This window comes from Koromonas soli, from assembly GCF_059726265.1.
The window spans coordinates 1,635,416-1,651,131 of sequence record NZ_AP040872.1; the positions used below are offsets into that span (position 1 = coordinate 1,635,416).

Sequence of the window (15,716 nt, forward strand, 5' to 3'; positions counted from 1 at the left end):
ACTAGGGAACACTAATGTACCCCCAATACTTCCCTGACTACCATCGCGTGCGCGGCGCGCATATCAGACGAGTAAGAATCGCTGTACAGGTTCAAGGTCGTTCCGATATCTGCGTGCCTCATCAATTCCTGCTGCACCTTCACATCCACGCCAAGTTGCCTGAGTAAGCTCGAGTAGGTACGCCGGAACGTCTGCCACCCGATCTTCTCACCAAGTCCTGACGCTTTGGCCGCCGGCCACAGGTGATCTTCAGCTACGTGGCGCGGGCTGTAGGGATGTCTCCCGTTGAAATATGGGCTGGCGAAGATCCAATCTCCGTCGCTCCGGTAAGGCGTGTTGCTTCTCCAGTCACGAAGCAGATCCAGCAACTTTTCGTGCACTGGCAGCGGGGCCTCGCGGAAAGCGTTCTTCGCGCCGCCTACGTGATTTCGAACAATTCCCCGCTGAATCTTTAATGTTTCGGTAGCAAAGTCTACATCTCCCCACTTGAGCCCGAACAGGACCGAAGGTTCTAGTCCCAGACAGAGCGCAAGCTTGGCGGTCGTGCGAAATGGTTCCCGCTCGATGTGATCGATGAGCGTCCATGCTTGTTCGGCTGTCAGCACCGCTGCTTTCTTCCGCCGCTTTGAGACATCGTGGACGCGCACCAGCTTCATCGGGTTAGCCCCGACGGGGAGAAACTCCCAACGCATCGCGCAATTAAAGACATTTCGCATGATCGTCTTGATGTGCCCTTTGCTTTTCGGAGCCAGCTTGAGAGCCTTGAGCCACTGCTCAACTGCGAATGCTTTGACCTCTCGCAAATCATAGCCGCTCCACTTCGGGCGGATATGCTTGCGAATGTACGAGCCATAGGAGTCCGATGTGGAGAACCTGCTCGACATCTCCTCTGCTACATACCGATCAAGCAACGCTCCAAACGTGACCGGACGCGATGCCGCTACGTCCGGGTTGGCTACGAGCCGCAGACCATCAGCGGCGCGCAGAGCTTGTGATTTCGATTTCAGTTCGAGCACTGTGCCCACTGGAACCGAACGGTGCTTCCCTGCTTGATCACGATACCGATACACCCAAACGTCCGGCCCCGAAGTGCGTGGTTTGCGCTCTACGCTGCCGAACTGGAACCGCTGCCGTTCTGTCTTCACTGTATCCCTGTGGAATATTGGGATCGGCAAGACTCCTATAACGTTGTTCCAGCACTCGATCCAGAAGCTGCCGACGTCTCCATCAACGGGATGAAGCAGGACTCGGCTGTCACCTTGCACATGATTACGCGCAGCAGCCACGCGCTGCAGATCAGCAAGATCCTCGCGCAGCGTAACGTGTACGTCCGCAACACTTACACCTTCAAAGTCGGCTGGAAATACATGCTGCTTGAGCCGATGGACCTCGTGACTCTCTCTGACCCGATCACCGGACTGAACAAGAAGATCGTTCGCATTATCTCCGTTGAAATGCCGGACGAAAGCAGTGAGGAAGATGGTCTGACGATCACGGCTGAGGAGTGGCCGTTTGGCATCGGTGCGGCCACGCTTTACAGCACACAGATTCCATCCGGAGTCATCCCAAACACGGGACAGACAGCTCCCAATGCAAACGCTCCGGTTATCTTCGAGCCACCCGTCTTTATGACCCAATCTGGCGGCCCTGAAATCTGGCTCGGCACCAGTGGCACTCCGAACCTCTGGGGTGGATGCGACGTGTGGGTGAGCAGCGACAGCGGGGCGAGTTTCCAGCGCGTTGGTTCGGTCACACTTCCCGCGAAGACTGGTGTACTCTCGGTGTCCCTCCCCGCTGGAAGCGATCCTGACACTACCAACACGCTGTCCGTAAATCTGGCGGCGAGCAATGGAACGCTGAGCGGCACAAACTCAGCCGGGCGTGATTCCTTCGCAACGGCTTGTATTGTGGATAACGAGATCGTCTCTTTCCAGACCGCCACGCTGACCGCGGCGAACGCCTACAACCTGACGTCGCTACGCCGCGGTGGTTTTGGAACAACCATCGCGGCGCACAGTTCCGGAGCACGCTTCATGCTCCTCGACTCGGCAATCTTCAAGCTTCCCTACTCTCCGAGCCTTGCTGGTGTGACGCTCTATATCAAGCTGGTGAGCTTCAACGTCAATCAGTCCGGCTATCAGGACATCAGCACCGTTCCGGTGTACACGTTCACGCCCGCCGGCGTGCTCTATCCGCAGCCTACGAGTGTGACACTGGCTGTGAGCACAGCGAGGCCAAACTGATGAGACAGGCAGCCAATGACTGGAGTGATTCGATTTCGTACAACGCTGGTGCGCCAACGGCGCTGCAGAAGGTCTGGCTCGACATCAACTGGACCTTCCCGGCGAATGCTCCGACGCCGCAAGGCTTCGACGTCGTGGCTTTCTCGGGCACCGATGCAACGAACACGGCCAACTATCTCTTCGCACCGGTGCGAGCGGAAGCAACAGACCGTCGCCTGGTGATAGCCGTCACGCCAAACGCCTCGCTGACCACGATCAACGCAGCCGTGAGGGCCGTCTATGCATGATTCTAAGTGGACAGTGACAACTTCGGGCGGAAGCCTAAGTCCGGTCTCTACGCCTATTGCTCCACAGTCCGGACTCGATCAGATCAACTCTGCTTCGTACCTGACAAATGGCGACAAGATCGCGCTTCTGCAGCAGTGGAATTCCGAGCTGGCCACACAGACCTCGCTCGATGCACAAGCAAACAGCTCGAGTGTGAGCCACACCGCGTACGACAATGCCATCACCGCGCTTTCCGCTGGACTCGTCAACGCTGGCGCTCCATCGAACTGGGCTTCCATCTGGCCGGATGGAAACACGTTCGGGCCTTCGGCCAACGTGCAGACCTCGCTCACAAACCTGTGGGCAAATATCGCGACGGCGCGCACGGCGCTACAGAACTCCATCGCTGCGCAGCAGGCTGCAGCCGCGCAATCGGCAGCGATCAGTGCAGCCGCTACCGATGCGACCAACAAGACTAATGCTGCGATTTTAGTAAGCCAACCTCATCAAGTTGACTGGGCTTACGCGTCGAAGCCAGCGCTGCCTTCCAGCAGCTACCCGGCGGGATACTATGCGATCACGTCGGACAATCGCACCGTGCAGGTCAACACCGCAGGGACAGTGTGGAATGACGTGCTGGTAGCCACCACGGGGCTATTTGGTCAAGTCGTGGCCTCCCAACTAACGGTCATAAACTTCGACAACCTCTTCGCAAATCCTAATGGAACTCCGCCCCCTTCTGGATATAGGTCAAATGGCCAATATGACCAGTACAGATGGGGTCAGGTTGATAGCGGCTCCCCAACAGGGTTTTCACACAACCTCAACAGTAGTCCTGGATATGAGAAGGGGATCGGATTTCACGAGGTTGACGGAACCGCGCTTCCAGTCAAAGGAGGCGAGCAGTTCTATGTCGAAGCTCTCATCTATGTGTCGAGTGCAGCGGGCGGCGCGCCTGGAATCTATTGGTACACGAGAAACAAGTCTGGCGTGGTCACTGCTGCAAGTGGCGTATATGCCGGCGGAATGGCATTCAACAAGTACAGCACGACCATCATTGTTCCGACGGATGCGGCCACTCTCAACGTGTACGTGTATTGTCAGAATACCTCTCAGGCGAACGCCACAGGCCTATACTTGCGCCGAATGGCTGATTCGTCGGTGATTGTGGATGGCACGATCACGACACAGAAGCTCAACGCAAACGCCATCCAGACCAGTAACTACGCGGAGTCGGGAGGTAACCCGACTGTCGGCGCAAAGATGGACATCAGCTCCGTCGCACTTAAGGTTGCGCCAGGCAATCTGCAACTCGGATCGTCGATCTTCAGCGACTACCTGTTACCACGTATCAACCAGGCACTGGATGGCTCAGCCTCGACCGGGCGTGTCGCTTATCGCGGCAATGTCGACGTGACGATCAGGGGAGGAGCTCCTAACATCGCATGCCTTACCATCACGCGAAAACGATGGGATATCTCGCATTACACTGGCCGCTTTGACCTGAAAATCCAGCCCACGCAACCGAGCGACAATCTCGACGCGCTTAGGTATGTAAGCATCCAACTTTTCTCTCAGAGCGCCGCTGGAACGACTGCGACACTGACTCCAATCGACACTTTCTATTTTCCGATTAGCGACCGCTCCTACTTCAACTGGACATCTGACTCGGACGCAAACAATAAATCTATGTTCACAATCAGCATGGGCGACAGCCAGATCAACACTGGGTTTCCGGCGATGTTGGCCACGCTCTTCAACTGCTACGGGCCGAGTGGAACGAACTGCTTCTACAGCGCATCGGTAGCTGGCGACGGTATTGCGCTGGCGAACAATGGGCTGTCATGGCCTTCTGGATTCAGTGCAAGTGGTGGTGGAACGCCGAGCGGGGGTGGAACTGGCGGCGGGGGTGGAACCGGCGGTGGCGGATGTCCCGCGCCATGGGTTGAGATCACGCTCGCATCTGGCCTCATTGTTCATGCGGCTGACCTTTATGACGGCGCTGAAGTTGTTGGTGTGGATGACATCACGGGAACTCCATTAACGGGAACAGTGCGCGGACCGCGCAGGATCTGGCGTAAACGCATGGCGGTCGTTTTTGAAGATGGCCGCTCTCCTGAATTCAGCGTCGATCACAGGGTGTTGACCGATGACGGCTGGATAGCAGTCCAACTGTTGAAGCCAGGACAGCAAGTTCTTGGCCCGAAGGTCGGAACAGTGAAGGCACTCGGCTCACCTACCCTCGCAGAAGTTGTGGATTTCGTAGTTGACGGATGCCACACGTACGTCAGTGGCGGAGTTTTATCTCACAATAACAAAGTGGTGCTCACGGATGGAGGTTATTAGCCTAAATGGATGACACAACAGCAAACGCACTTGCGAACGAGTCGCGTAGGCAGGCGGCCAAGCAGGCGATTTGTAGCCTGCAAGGAAGAATCGACAACGCCTCCAGCCTTATGGCCGTCATCAGCACCACACTGACCGACGCCCAGCAATCACTCACGACAAAGCAAGCTGAGCTTGCGGCCATCGAGGCAGGAGCGGGTCCGGGTGTGACAGACACATTTGGCGACCGTACGACCTTCATCAACGCCTTCATTGCGAAGGCCCAGACCGCGGGCTTGATCACCTCTGACACGCTCGCAGCCTTTCAGGCGTTGATCTAGGAGACGCGGGATGCCAGCACTAGCCACGAGTGAAGCTACGAATTCTCAGGGAGCCGAAATCCTCTCAGTCGCTATGGATCTTATCCGCCGGGTCGATGAGCGGATGGGCCGCATGGAAGACAAGCTGGACACGCTCGCGACCGAGCGCCTGTCTGAGGCGGAGGATCGCGGCGATATTCGTGCGCGTGTCTCTCATCTCGAGGACTGGTGCCAGGCGCAGGATACCAGCACAGCCGCGAACCGCAGGCTCTCGCTCGGTGCGCTCATCACCGCGTCCCTCTCAGTTATCGGATTTTTCGGCTATCTGATTTTGAAATTGGCAGTACAGACTCCGCAAGTTCTAGCGAAATAGGAGGCTTTCGTGACTGCTCTATCTGATCATTTCACGCTTGAAGAGTTAACCTTCAGCTCGACGGCTGTTGCTCGCGGTATCAACAATAAGCCTGACGCTGAAACCATCGGGCACCTACGCGTCCTATCCGCTGGACTGGAGACCGTCCGCGACATTCTGGCTGGTCCAATTCATATTGACTCTGGCTATCGCTGCCCGGCTCTTAACTCCGCTGTGCGCGGTGTTCCAACATCTGCACACACTACTGGCTACGCCGCGGACTTCATCTGTCCGGAGTTCGGAACGCCGCTGGAGATCGTCCAGCAGATCGTCTCGAAAGCAGCAGAACGAGGATTGACGTTCGACCAGCTCATTCAGGAAGGCACTTGGGTTCATATCAGCTTCGCGCCGACTATGCGCGGTCAAGTTCTGACAGCGCACTTCGTCAATGGCAAGGCGAACTATCGGCAAGGCATTTCGGCGTGATTCGCTGCCCAAAATGTGACGCCATTCTCGCGGTACTGCCCGATGGACGTGCAGCTTGTGGGCACTGCCACAAATTCTATCTGGTTCATATTGAGGAGATCGCGGATCCGCGGGTGATCGCAGTCAAGAAGAAAGGAACGTCCGCATGACGGCAAAACAGAAAGTCTTGTTAGTGGCAGTAGTTACCGTGCTCATTCTATCCAGCCTTTTTGCTCTCCATGTCGTCGATAAGCAACAGGCTGTCAGCAGCGCCCGCGCCGAAGAACAGGACAAGGCTTCAGCCGCAGCGGAGGCGAAAGCCGACAAGGATATTGCTGACCGTGACGCTAAGCTCAAGCAGTACGAAGAAGCCATCAGGCTGCAGAAGTCCGCTGTGACAACTCCACAGGCGGCGGTGAAGGTAATCGATCATTACATTCCTGCTGGCGGTTCGTCCTCCACCGTGAATCGCGAAGACTTACCCGAGAGTACAAAGCAGAAGCTACCGGACGCACCCAGCTACGTTGTCGAGACAGATCAGAAGGCCGAAGAGACAGCTAATGTGCTGCTGACCTGTGATGCAACCAGTAAGGCTCTGGAAACCTGCAAGGCCGACCGTGCGGACGATGCTACGAAGCTTAGTGCGGTGAGGGATGACCGCGACGCCTGGAAGAACACGGCCAAGGGTGGCACGCGATGGCAGCGCCTCAAGGCAGGCCTCGGTCATGTGATGTGTGGAGGAGTTTCCGTGGGCGCCGGAACATTGGTTGCACAGAAGATGGACTCAAAAACGGGACTCATCACAGGCGGCAGCGTACTGATCGGGTGCGAGCTGCTCAAGGTTCGGTAAGGAGGAACAGCATGCGTGAATTTGTGAAAGGACTGTTATCCGACAATGGTTCCCCGAGCTCTTCTCGCGTTTATCTCCTTGGCATGGGTGGCTTCATGGCGGTCCTCCTCGCGTTTGCGCTTCGCCACGTAAGTAAGCTGAGTGACCCGGCTCTTGTCTCGGCATGGATGTCGAACCTTCCAATGACTCTCGGCGGTATGGCCGCACTGGTCTCTGTCCCTTATGGAATCAATCAAGGATCGAATGCTTTTGGTGCTCTGATGGACAGGTTGAAGGGAAAGAACGATAAGGACGTGGTGCAGGGGTGACCCCATCGAAAGAGAGATGGACGGAGAAGGCTGTGATAGTCATACGTTGTGACACCCGAGCAGTTCGTCTGGTACTCTCGTGTTCGGGCCATGCCAAGAAAGAAGGACGCTAGTAAGACAAAGAAGCGCCCCGGAATCTATATGTACTGCTCGCCAGAATTAAAGAAGCGCGTCGATCGAGCCCGCCGATTCACCAACCGCACCGTAACTGGGTACATGCAGGAGGCGGTGATGAAGCAGCTCGCAGCCGACGAAGCTGACATGGCGAAAACGGGATACATGTAGGTTTTGAAGGGGGTAAAGAGCGACACCTTCTGAGTTCTGGAAAGTGACTGTCAATTGACAGTATCAATTACAAAAGCCAGTTGGGGGAGACTGGCTTGTTATGTACGGGGTTGAATACAGCGGGTTAGAATCGATTATCGGGCCAGTCGGCAAGTCCAATTTTGTCGCCAACCGTTTTGAACTTCGAAGCTGCTTTGCCGATTGTGCGCTGGAAGTGTCCTCTCGCAACGGCCGTATCGGGCCATCCCTTCACAGATGCCACAGCCTGGAAGAGTTCATCAATGCTCATAGGCCCCGGAGACTGTTGGAGCTTCTCAACTGCAATCAGCCACGGTCTACGACGATCCACTTCGCCTATGATTGCGTCGAGAGCCTTCCTGTACTGTTGGATCTTCTGCTCGGCGTGCGCGATCTTCTCTTCCAGCATGGATACCAGCTCCAATTCGTCTGGAGTAAGGCCTGCTCTTTTCATAATTTCCTCAGTCACACGTCAGCGCGTCAAGGGCTAGAGTGAGAGATGGATTAGCAAGTTCGCAGAGTTCGCGCAGTCCAATGGAAACCTGTGATAATTGCGCGCAAAGCCTGGGTACGACCTCGGAATACATCTGCTTTCGCTTCGTAGTCCTGATGAGCGATTTTAGGAGCAACGCATCCCGCTTCAATTCAGACAGGACGAATTCTAATTCCTGGCGCCCTTGAGTATCAAACTCGACATCTCCGGCGCCATACGACAAGGCGAGAACATTGTCACAGAATTGATTGATTTCGCACAGCTTGCACTCGCTAAAAGTGTCTGGTGTCATCTGCACGGGCAGAACATGGAACACCGCGACAAGTTGTGAAACTAAAGTCTTCAAAACTTTTCTCCCACGGTCTCCGTAGTGGAGAACCTAGATTTCAGCTCGTTCATACGTTGTGAATTAGCAACTAGGTTGGCTGGCACAAGCTGTGGTTCCGGAAGGCTGAATGTGACCCACCAAATCACGAGAGCCAAGTAGTAAGAAACAACCCGCAACAAGTTAAGCCTCGCCGCCAATGATGCCGGCGCACTGATGTAAAACGGCTGAAGCGCCGCCAGTGCTCCGAACTCAACCACCAACCCGGCTACAATGCCGAGTAGCCGCTTACGGAGAGGCACGCCGAGCCATGTGGCTGCAGAAAAAACAATCACGATTAGACCCCAGAAAAAGAAGGTCTCAGCGCTCTCAATCTCTCTTGCAACCGCGATGACCCAAATGGGATAGGCGCTCGGAAACAGGTAGGCTACAGCCGAACACGCTACCCCCAACACAACTACCCAGCAGCACAGAGCTTGGTACGACCTGCCAGGCAAAATCCACGTCGGGCAGAACAGTTCCCGAAACATCTCGTGTAGAAAACCAAGAACAAAGCCCATTTCAAGGATGATTCCGAAGTAATACAGCCAGAAGTGTAGGGTGTATGCCCCGAACCAGTTGACCCCGAACAGGATCACAGAGCGCACACAGCAGAATGTGAGATAGGCACGAAAGGCGGGATAAAACTTGCGACCGGGAACCATCCAGAGCCGAGTAATCAGAGCAATCTCGGTGAGGATCATGAATGCCCAAACAATTTCAACAAGTCCTTGTGCTGGGGGCCTCATTGGAGACCCCCTAATTGCACTAGCGACCTACCGGCGCGGGATCGCCACCCGAATCGACGATTGCCTGATTTTGTGGAGTGGCAGAGGTGCTCTGAAGAGCGCTGAACGATAGCGCCGTTGCGAGTGCCGCAATGAGAAGAGTGAACTTGACGACGATCATGCACAGGTCCTGGTGGCTGGTTGCCACCGGAAAACGGTACATGAGCGATAATTCTATTCCGCATGGTTTGGAGCATTGTTCGCTTTTTTTTTGCTTTCCGCAATGACCTGAAAAACGAAAGCCACTGCCTTTTAGCTCTCAGCAATGCACTACAACCGCAGACTCCCGAACGGGAGCTTTGATCCAGGGGTTTTCTTTAGGATGGTATTAGGAAGGGGGAACAGTAAGGGAACAATGAACACGTATTCAACGAAAAATGCCGTAAAAGGACGCAAGACGCGGCAGGTTATCTCATTGAATATTAAGTAAGTGCATGGGTTCGAGTCCCAGCGCGCTCACCATTTGTTTAGAATGACTTACGCCGAACCTCACCTGCACGAATCAGTATTTCCCTCACAATAAATCCTAAGATTCCGCTGGTTGTGGAGTTGGACTTCAGCTTCCAGAACAGGCGCTTGTGAACGCAATGCGTCTTTCGGATCGGCTCTTCTCGAAACGTGCAAATTCATCACAGAAGAAGGCGCTCTCGACTAGATACATTCGGTGAATGCGAACCGGAGGTGGGTGGTGTTGCAGTTTGGTGGATTGCTGCGGTGTTGGACAAGTTAGTAGCGCAGGGGCGGCGCAGAAGGCCGCCCCGTGAACAAGACTTCCAGGTTTACATCAAGACGCCGCCGTTCACGTTCAGTTCGTGACCGGTGATGTAGCTTCCGTCGGCGACCAGGAAGGCTACGGCCTTGGCAACTTCTTCCGGTTTGCCCAGGCGCTTCAGCGGAATCTTCGAGGCGATGTTCTTCAGCACTTCCTCAGGCATCGCGGAAACCATGTCGGTGGCGGTGTAGCCAGGCGCAATGACGTTGGCAGTGATGTTGAACTGTGCGACTTCGAGAGCAACGGTCTTGGTGAACGCGATGATGGCTCCCTTGCTGGCCGCGTAATTGGCCTGACCATATGCGCCAGCCTGGCCGACAATCGAGGCGATGTTCACGATGCGGCCAAACTTGTTCTGAATCATCGAGGGCAGTGCCGCACGCGTGCAGAAGAAGGTTCCGTTGAGGTTGGTCTGCAAGACCTCGAACCATTCTTCGTCGGTCATCTTGCGCAGAGTGCGATCGCGCGTGATGCCAGCATTGTTTACGAGAATGTCGAGCTGCTTGTAACTATCCATAACGGCTTCTGTCACGGTCTTGGCTTCGGTGCTTGATGAAACGTCGCCTTTGATCAGCAGGCTTTCTGATCCGAGTTCATTGAGCTCGGCAGCCAAGTTTTCGGCCTCTGCGCTGCTGGAACGATAGTTGATGGCGACAGTCGCACCCTTCGCGGCAAGCTCTCTGGCGATGGCACGACCGATTCCACGAGCGCCTCCGGTGACCAGCGCCACCTTTCCTTCAAGAGGCTTCGGGTGAATCAAGTTATTGGCGTAGATCTTCGGTTCACTGTTTCCAAACTTGCCGACGGCTACTGTTGCCATTACCTAATCTCCTAAAGTAATAGTGAATTTCCAGAAATTCTCTGTGACGTTTTTTTGCCGAGTTGGCACAGTCCGGTTCAGGGCATGAAAGCTCAAACCAGAAATAGGCATGCGACGGCTCTCAGATGTGAGACCTGCTGCCTAGCTGTACATGTAATCGGTCTTACTACAAGAAGGCGCTGAATCTGCGAGGGCTGCTCAATAGGCCTCGCAACATCGAAGCGTGTAAACGATACTGGCAGAGGGAGTTCCAAATCCTCTGTGACGCTAGTCACGGATAAGAGTGAGCGCTGCCGGACAACCATCCAACTTTAGAAGTCATCCCGAGCACACATTTCCTGCTGATTCGAAGCTAAGAGCGAGCCTTCAGCTACGTAGCGCGCAAGCAACTACGAGTGGGACAGCGGCACCCTTCTCTCGCTGTTTTGCCGTGGCGCATAGATGCAGTGAGCGGCGTGTTGTAAAGAACACAACGGCGAAAACGAGAGGCGAGGTTTTGCTGCTTCGCAGACGAATGCGGGTGCATCGTTTTGGACCCGACGGAGAGGAAAAATTGTTCGGAAAACGCAATGGGGATTGCGGAGAGGCATATCATTGTGTCAAGTGCCCGGTGTAGTTCATCACGAGCGCTTTTATTCCTTTTGTTGCTCAAATCATATTCGCATTCATAAGGAGTTTCCGTGAACACACTCGCAAAACCCAGTGCAAGTTACAGCTTGACGATTCGGTTGAGGATCAGCAGCAAGCCCGGCAATCTCGGACGGGTGACAGCACTGATCAGCGATCTCGGTGCCGATATCGGAGCGATCGATATCAAGGGCGTAACAAAGACACACAAAGTTCGAGAAATCACGCTGGCGGCCCGCGATGAGAAGCATGGGGAGTTGATCGTTGACGCACTGAAGTCTCTCGACATCGTGGAGGTCCTGAGCGTTTCAGACCGCACGCTGATGATGCACATGGGAGGCAAGATCCGCATCAACAGCAAGGTTCCTCTTCTGACGCGCGAAGATCTTTCGATGGCGTATACACCGGGAGTTGCGCGCGTGTGCATGGCGATCCACGACAATCCGGAGAAAGCGTTTCAGTTGACGATCAAGGCAAACACGATCGCCGTGGTGAGTGATGGAACGGCGGTGCTGGGATTGGGTGATATAGGTCCGGAAGCGGCGATGCCGGTGATGGAAGGAAAGGCGCTGCTGTTCAAGGAATTTGGCGATGTGGACGCCTTCCCTCTTTGTCTCGACACGAAGGATACGGAAGAGATCATTCGCACGGTGAAGGCAGTGGCACCGGGGTTTGGCGGGATCAATCTGGAAGACATTTCAGCACCACGGTGTTTTGAGATTGAAGACCGGCTGAAGAAGGAACTGAATATTCCGGTGTTTCACGACGACCAGCACGGAACGGCCGTCGTGGTATTGGCAGCGCTGACGAATGCTCTGAAGCTGGTGAAAAAAGACATCGGCGATCTCAAGATCATCGTGACTGGCGTAGGCGCGGCGGGCGTGGCGTGCTCGAAGATCATCATGAATGCGGGCGCGAAGAACATCATCGGATTCGATCGTACGGGCGCGATTCACAAGGGGCGCACGGGGCTGAACTACATGAAGCAGTGGTTTGCCGAACACACGAATCCGACGAACTTTGCGGGATCTGTAAAGGAAGCGCTCGAGGGTGCGGATCTGTTCCTGGGACTCTCAGGGCCGGGTGCGGTGGAACCGGAAGACCTGGCGAAGATGAACCGGGACCCGATTGTCTTTGCTATGGCGAATCCTACGCCGGAAGTCATGCCGGAAGATGCGGCTCCGTATGTTCGCATTATGGCGACGGGACGGTCGGATTATCCGAACCAGATCAACAATGTGCTGTGTTTCCCGGGAATCTTCCGCGGAGCACTGGACTGCGGTGCGACGGACATCAACGAAGAAATGAAATTGGCTGCCGCCAAGGCTATTGCCGAGATGGTCAAGCCAGAGGAGCTAACGGAGGACTACATCATTCCGGGCGTGTTCGACCGGCGCGTGGCGAAGGCCGTGGCAGCGGCAGTAGTGAAGACTGCGATTGCAACGGGCGTGGCGCGTAGGACGGCAGGAGCGGAAGATCATCCGTATGAGGCTGCGGTCGCTTCAAAGTAAGAGGCTGTGATGCAACGGGAATGAGTGCTATCCCACTATGAGGGGATTGGGAGAAGCTTTGGGCTTCTCCCTTTTTGTTTTAGGCTCCGACTTTGACCAGGACTTTACCCATCGGGCCTTCGCCAAGGCGGGCGAAGGCTTTCTTTACATCTTCGAAGGAATAGATGGAATCGACAACGGGGCGCTTGCCGAGTTTTCCGAGCCGCTCGACGATTTGCGAGAAGGCTTGCTTGGCCTGCTCGGGCGAGTAGTCGGAGACGGTGACGCCGCCAATGCGGTTGCGACGAAAGAAGAGCGTGGCGGTGTTGAATTCGGGCACAACGCCACCGCTGCGACCAACGACGCTGATGCGTCCAGCATAGCCAAGCATGGAAATGACTTCGTTGAAGAATGCGCCTCCAACACTGTCCACGACGATATCGACGCGCTTGGGTTGAATCGCGACAAGGATCTGCTTGCGGATTCCCTTCTCGGACGGATCGAAGACGAAGTCGGCACCGAGTTCTTTGAGCTTCTCGCCTTTTTCCTTGCTGCGAGAAAGTGCGATTACGGTGAGGCCCATAGATTTCCCGAGCAGAACCGCAGAGGAGCCGACGCCGCCGGAGGCTCCGGTAACAAGCAGGACGGAGCCGGGAGCGGGCGGCGCGGCAGGATCACTCCACTGGGTGAGAGCCTGCCAGGCGGTCAGGAAGACGAGAGGCGCGCCGGCAGTCTCCTCGAGCGTCCAGCCCTGCGGAACTGTGTTGACGTGGGACGCATCGACGATGGTCTTCTCGGCGAGGGTTCCCCACTTTTCGACACCGGTATCGCCGCGAAGAATGCTGACGGTGTCGCCGGTTTTTACGCCGTTTACTCCGGGGCCTACGGCGATGACTTCGCCGACTCCGTCGCGACCGAGAATGTGAGGAAGTTTGGGCTTGGCAGGATATTGATTGACGGCAAGAAAAGCGTCGGCGGGATTGAGCGCGGCGTACTTAATCTTAATCAGCACCTCTCCCTGCGAGGGCTGCGGGTCGGGAACCTCATCGAGACGGAGCTTTTCATAACCTTCATAAGAATCCATCAACCATGCACGCATTGAGTCTTTCCTTTCGTGGCTGAGCTAGGGGAATCCTAACTAGAGATGCCGGGGGCACCTTGCGGGTTCGGAACGATGGTAGATGGAGGAGGCGCAAGATTCAATGTCGGCCATCGAACTCGTGTACATCCTGCTCGGCAATTCGAAAGAAGGGTTGGGTGGCCGAAAAATCTGGGGCGGCAGAGGAGCAAGAAGCGGCGCTTGGTTCCTCCGCCTGCGGCTCAGGATGCCACCCTTACCTCAAACAGCGAAGCGTGATGGCGACGAACCATCACGCTTATAAAGAGCACTTCCCTCTGCCGCTATTTCACTGGCGGGATGTAGGGGATGGCGTGGGCGAAGTACCAGCAGAGGAAGAAGACCACGGGAACGTGGACAATCATCTGAAGCACGCCGTAGCCGACAAGGTCACGCGCTTTGAGGCGCAGGATTCCGAGCAGCGGAAGCATCCAGAAGGGGTTCACAAGGTTGGGCAGAGCTTCGGATGCGTTGTAGATCTGCACGACCCATCCCAGGTGAACGTGGAGGTTGTTGGCGGCCTGCAAAACATAAGGCGCTTCGATGACCCACTTGCTGCCTCCGGAGGGCACAAAGACTCCGATGAGGGCTGAGTAGAGCGCGACCAGCAACGGGTAGGTTCCGTGGGTGGTGACGCGCGAGAACAGATTGGCCATCCAGTCGGAAATGCCGCTGCCGACGATCATGCCGAAAATGACGGCGTAGAACGGGAACTGAATCAGCACGCCGCCGGTGGCCGGAATGCATTCGGCTACGGCTTTGACGAAGCTCTTGGGACGCCAGTGCAGAAGCAATCCAGCGGTGATGAAGATGAGGTTGTAGTTGTTGAGGTCCAGCGCGGCTAGAGCGCCTGTGGGCGACTGCTTGAAGAAGGTAATGAGGTACCAGGCGAGCAGGCCAGCTACGAGGATGCTGAGCAACGGACTGTATTCCAGCCACTCGCCGGGACGGGTGCGCGGCTCAAGAACGCGTTCGGAGGACTCGTAATCGATGCCGTAATCCTGGGCGGTGCGGGCTCGCTCGGCCGGAGGTGCGGAGGCGTAGGCGATGACCGTCGAGAGGATGATGAGTACGACGGCGGTAGCGATGCTCTGCCAGAGGAAGAGCGTCTGCCGCAAAGGAATGACGCCAGCGATCTGCAAGAGCCCGGCAGGAATTGCAGACTTAGTGGCCATCATCATAGCTGCCGAGGACGAGAGGCCCAAGGCCCAGACGGCACCTAGTCCGAGGTAGGCGGCGGCACCGGCGGCACGGATATCCATGCCCTTGATGCGCTTGGCGAGTTCGCGAACGAGGAGTCCGCTGAAGATGAGGCTGAGGCCCCACGAGATGAGTGAGGTCAACATCGAGAGGAACGCCACAACAGCGATGGCGTTACGCGGGTTCTTGGGGAATTTTGCGATCCAGGCGATGAAGCGGTTAACGATAGGTGCGGTGGCGACGACGTAGCCACCGATGATGATCATCACCATCTGCATGGTGAACGGGACAAGGGTCCAGAAAGCTTTGCCGCCCTGGAAGGCGAGATTGCCGGGCTTCTGGCCGATGCAGAGTCCGAAGATGAATACGAGAACGACTCCGGCGAGGGCAAATACTAAGGGGTCGGGGAACCAGCGCTCGCTCCAAGTGGAGAGTGCTAGTCCAAAGCGAACGAGCGCTCCGTCAGCGACGCTGCTCGTGGGAGCCGGTTTTTTCGCGGTACTTGTAGGTCCGGGGTTTGCCATAACCATGCGCTCCGATAATTCGTAATGTTTGATTCGCGATAATCGATACTTCACCTGCTAGGACTTTCCAATATTGAAACGAAAATGG

The 15,716-nt window shown here is 55.8% G+C and carries 18 protein-coding genes; 10 read left to right on the top strand and 8 right to left on the bottom strand.

Features of this window, described 5'->3' with window-relative positions:
- Positions 1–11 precede the first annotated feature (11 nt).
- Positions 12–1,145, bottom strand: a complete 1,134-nt coding sequence (locus AC6IY8_RS07135; protein ID WP_497778069.1) for a tyrosine-type recombinase/integrase — start codon at positions 1,143–1,145, stop codon at positions 12–14.
- A gap of 9 nt (positions 1,146–1,154) precedes the next feature.
- Here AC6IY8_RS07135 and AC6IY8_RS07140 point away from each other — a divergent pair, with 9 nt between their 5' ends.
- The 9 genes from AC6IY8_RS07140 (at position 1,155) to AC6IY8_RS07180 (ending at position 7,415) form a co-directional block, all read left to right on the top strand.
- Complete coding sequence (locus AC6IY8_RS07140; RefSeq protein WP_497778070.1) at positions 1,155–2,243, top strand: phage tail protein; 1,089 nt, start codon at positions 1,155–1,157, stop codon at positions 2,241–2,243.
- Positions 2,243–2,530 (top strand): hypothetical protein, encoded by a 288-nt coding sequence (locus AC6IY8_RS07145; RefSeq protein WP_497778071.1) that lies wholly within the window; start codon positions 2,243–2,245, stop codon positions 2,528–2,530. The genes AC6IY8_RS07140 and AC6IY8_RS07145 overlap by 1 nt, the downstream gene beginning before the upstream one ends.
- Positions 2,523–4,856 (top strand): hypothetical protein, encoded by a 2,334-nt coding sequence (locus AC6IY8_RS07150; protein ID WP_497778072.1) that lies wholly within the window; start codon positions 2,523–2,525, stop codon positions 4,854–4,856. Before AC6IY8_RS07145 ends, AC6IY8_RS07150 begins: the two co-directional genes overlap by 8 nt.
- Positions 4,857–4,861: 5 nt before the next feature.
- Entirely contained in the window at positions 4,862–5,176 is a 315-nt protein-coding gene (locus AC6IY8_RS07155) for a hypothetical protein (protein WP_497778073.1), read from the top strand.
- Positions 5,177–5,186: 10 nt separating this feature from the next.
- Positions 5,187–5,528, top strand: a complete 342-nt coding sequence (locus AC6IY8_RS07160) for a hypothetical protein (RefSeq protein WP_497778074.1) — start codon at positions 5,187–5,189, stop codon at positions 5,526–5,528.
- A gap of 9 nt (positions 5,529–5,537) precedes the next feature.
- A complete protein-coding gene (locus tag AC6IY8_RS07165; protein ID WP_497778075.1) occupies positions 5,538–5,993 on the top strand; it encodes a D-Ala-D-Ala carboxypeptidase family metallohydrolase in 456 nt (151 codons plus the stop codon).
- A gap of 145 nt (positions 5,994–6,138) precedes the next feature.
- Positions 6,139–6,822, top strand: a complete 684-nt coding sequence (locus AC6IY8_RS07170; protein ID WP_497778076.1) for a hypothetical protein — start codon at positions 6,139–6,141, stop codon at positions 6,820–6,822.
- Positions 6,823–6,833: 11 nt separating this feature from the next.
- A complete protein-coding gene (locus AC6IY8_RS07175; RefSeq protein WP_497778077.1) occupies positions 6,834–7,130 on the top strand; it encodes a hypothetical protein in 297 nt (98 codons plus the stop codon).
- 90 nt (positions 7,131–7,220) lie between these two features.
- Positions 7,221–7,415, top strand: coding sequence for a hypothetical protein (locus AC6IY8_RS07180; RefSeq protein ID WP_497778078.1), 195 nt, complete (start codon positions 7,221–7,223; stop codon positions 7,413–7,415).
- Positions 7,416–7,539: 124 nt separating this feature from the next.
- Here the strand turns inward: AC6IY8_RS07180 and AC6IY8_RS07185 are convergent, their stop codons facing one another.
- From AC6IY8_RS07185 to AC6IY8_RS07205, 5 genes are all read right to left on the bottom strand, one after another.
- Positions 7,540–7,887, bottom strand: a complete 348-nt coding sequence (locus AC6IY8_RS07185; protein WP_497778079.1) for a hypothetical protein — start codon at positions 7,885–7,887, stop codon at positions 7,540–7,542.
- Positions 7,888–7,894: 7 nt separating this feature from the next.
- Positions 7,895–8,272, bottom strand: coding sequence for a hypothetical protein (locus AC6IY8_RS07190; protein WP_497778080.1), 378 nt, complete (start codon positions 8,270–8,272; stop codon positions 7,895–7,897).
- Complete coding sequence (locus AC6IY8_RS07195; protein WP_497778081.1) at positions 8,269–9,039, bottom strand: hypothetical protein; 771 nt, start codon at positions 9,037–9,039, stop codon at positions 8,269–8,271. Before AC6IY8_RS07195 ends, AC6IY8_RS07190 begins: the two co-directional genes overlap by 4 nt.
- Positions 9,040–9,058: 19 nt before the next feature.
- Complete coding sequence (locus AC6IY8_RS07200) at positions 9,059–9,241, bottom strand: hypothetical protein (protein ID WP_497778082.1); 183 nt, start codon at positions 9,239–9,241, stop codon at positions 9,059–9,061.
- 616 nt (positions 9,242–9,857) lie between these two features.
- Positions 9,858–10,670 carry a 3-oxoacyl-ACP reductase family protein gene (locus AC6IY8_RS07205; RefSeq protein ID WP_497778083.1) on the bottom strand — a complete coding sequence of 271 codons (813 nt, stop codon included), beginning with the start codon at positions 10,668–10,670 and terminating at the stop codon, positions 9,858–9,860.
- 680 nt (positions 10,671–11,350) lie between these two features.
- On the opposite strand from AC6IY8_RS07205, the gene AC6IY8_RS07210 reads away from it, so the two are divergent.
- Complete coding sequence (locus AC6IY8_RS07210) at positions 11,351–12,808, top strand: NAD-dependent malic enzyme (RefSeq protein WP_497778084.1); 1,458 nt, start codon at positions 11,351–11,353, stop codon at positions 12,806–12,808.
- 79 nt (positions 12,809–12,887) lie between these two features.
- On the opposite strand, the gene AC6IY8_RS07215 is transcribed toward AC6IY8_RS07210, so the two are convergent.
- A complete protein-coding gene (locus tag AC6IY8_RS07215) occupies positions 12,888–13,886 on the bottom strand; it encodes a quinone oxidoreductase family protein (RefSeq protein ID WP_497778085.1) in 999 nt (332 codons plus the stop codon).
- A 302-nt stretch (positions 13,887–14,188) separates the two neighbouring features.
- Positions 14,189–15,628 carry a short-chain fatty acid transporter gene (locus AC6IY8_RS07220; protein ID WP_497778086.1) on the bottom strand — a complete coding sequence of 480 codons (1,440 nt, stop codon included), beginning with the start codon at positions 15,626–15,628 and terminating at the stop codon, positions 14,189–14,191.
- Positions 15,629–15,716 lie beyond the last annotated feature (88 nt).

Excerpts from the sequence above, each read along its gene's own strand:
- AC6IY8_RS07185 (WP_497778079.1), bottom strand. The coding sequence starts at position 7,887 with ATGAAAAGAGCAGGCCTTACTCCAGACGAATTGGAGCTGGTATCCATG.
- AC6IY8_RS07160 (WP_497778074.1), top strand. The coding sequence starts at position 5,187 with ATGCCAGCACTAGCCACGAGTGAAGCTACGAATTCTCAGGGAGCCGAA.
- AC6IY8_RS07200 (WP_497778082.1), bottom strand. The coding sequence starts at position 9,241 with ATGTACCGTTTTCCGGTGGCAACCAGCCACCAGGACCTGTGCATGATC.
- AC6IY8_RS07215 (WP_497778085.1), bottom strand. The coding sequence starts at position 13,886 with ATGCGTGCATGGTTGATGGATTCTTATGAAGGTTATGAAAAGCTCCGT.
- AC6IY8_RS07220 (WP_497778086.1), bottom strand. The coding sequence starts at position 15,628 with ATGGCAAACCCCGGACCTACAAGTACCGCGAAAAAACCGGCTCCCACG.
- AC6IY8_RS07155 (WP_497778073.1), top strand. The coding sequence starts at position 4,862 with ATGGATGACACAACAGCAAACGCACTTGCGAACGAGTCGCGTAGGCAG.
- AC6IY8_RS07195 (WP_497778081.1), bottom strand. The coding sequence starts at position 9,039 with ATGAGGCCCCCAGCACAAGGACTTGTTGAAATTGTTTGGGCATTCATG.
- AC6IY8_RS07175 (WP_497778077.1), top strand. The coding sequence starts at position 6,834 with ATGCGTGAATTTGTGAAAGGACTGTTATCCGACAATGGTTCCCCGAGC.
- AC6IY8_RS07180 (WP_497778078.1), top strand. The coding sequence starts at position 7,221 with ATGCCAAGAAAGAAGGACGCTAGTAAGACAAAGAAGCGCCCCGGAATC.
- AC6IY8_RS07145 (WP_497778071.1), top strand. The coding sequence starts at position 2,243 with ATGAGACAGGCAGCCAATGACTGGAGTGATTCGATTTCGTACAACGCT.
- AC6IY8_RS07150 (WP_497778072.1), top strand. The coding sequence starts at position 2,523 with ATGCATGATTCTAAGTGGACAGTGACAACTTCGGGCGGAAGCCTAAGT.
- AC6IY8_RS07205 (WP_497778083.1), bottom strand. The coding sequence starts at position 10,670 with ATGGCAACAGTAGCCGTCGGCAAGTTTGGAAACAGTGAACCGAAGATC.
- AC6IY8_RS07170 (WP_497778076.1), top strand. The coding sequence starts at position 6,139 with ATGACGGCAAAACAGAAAGTCTTGTTAGTGGCAGTAGTTACCGTGCTC.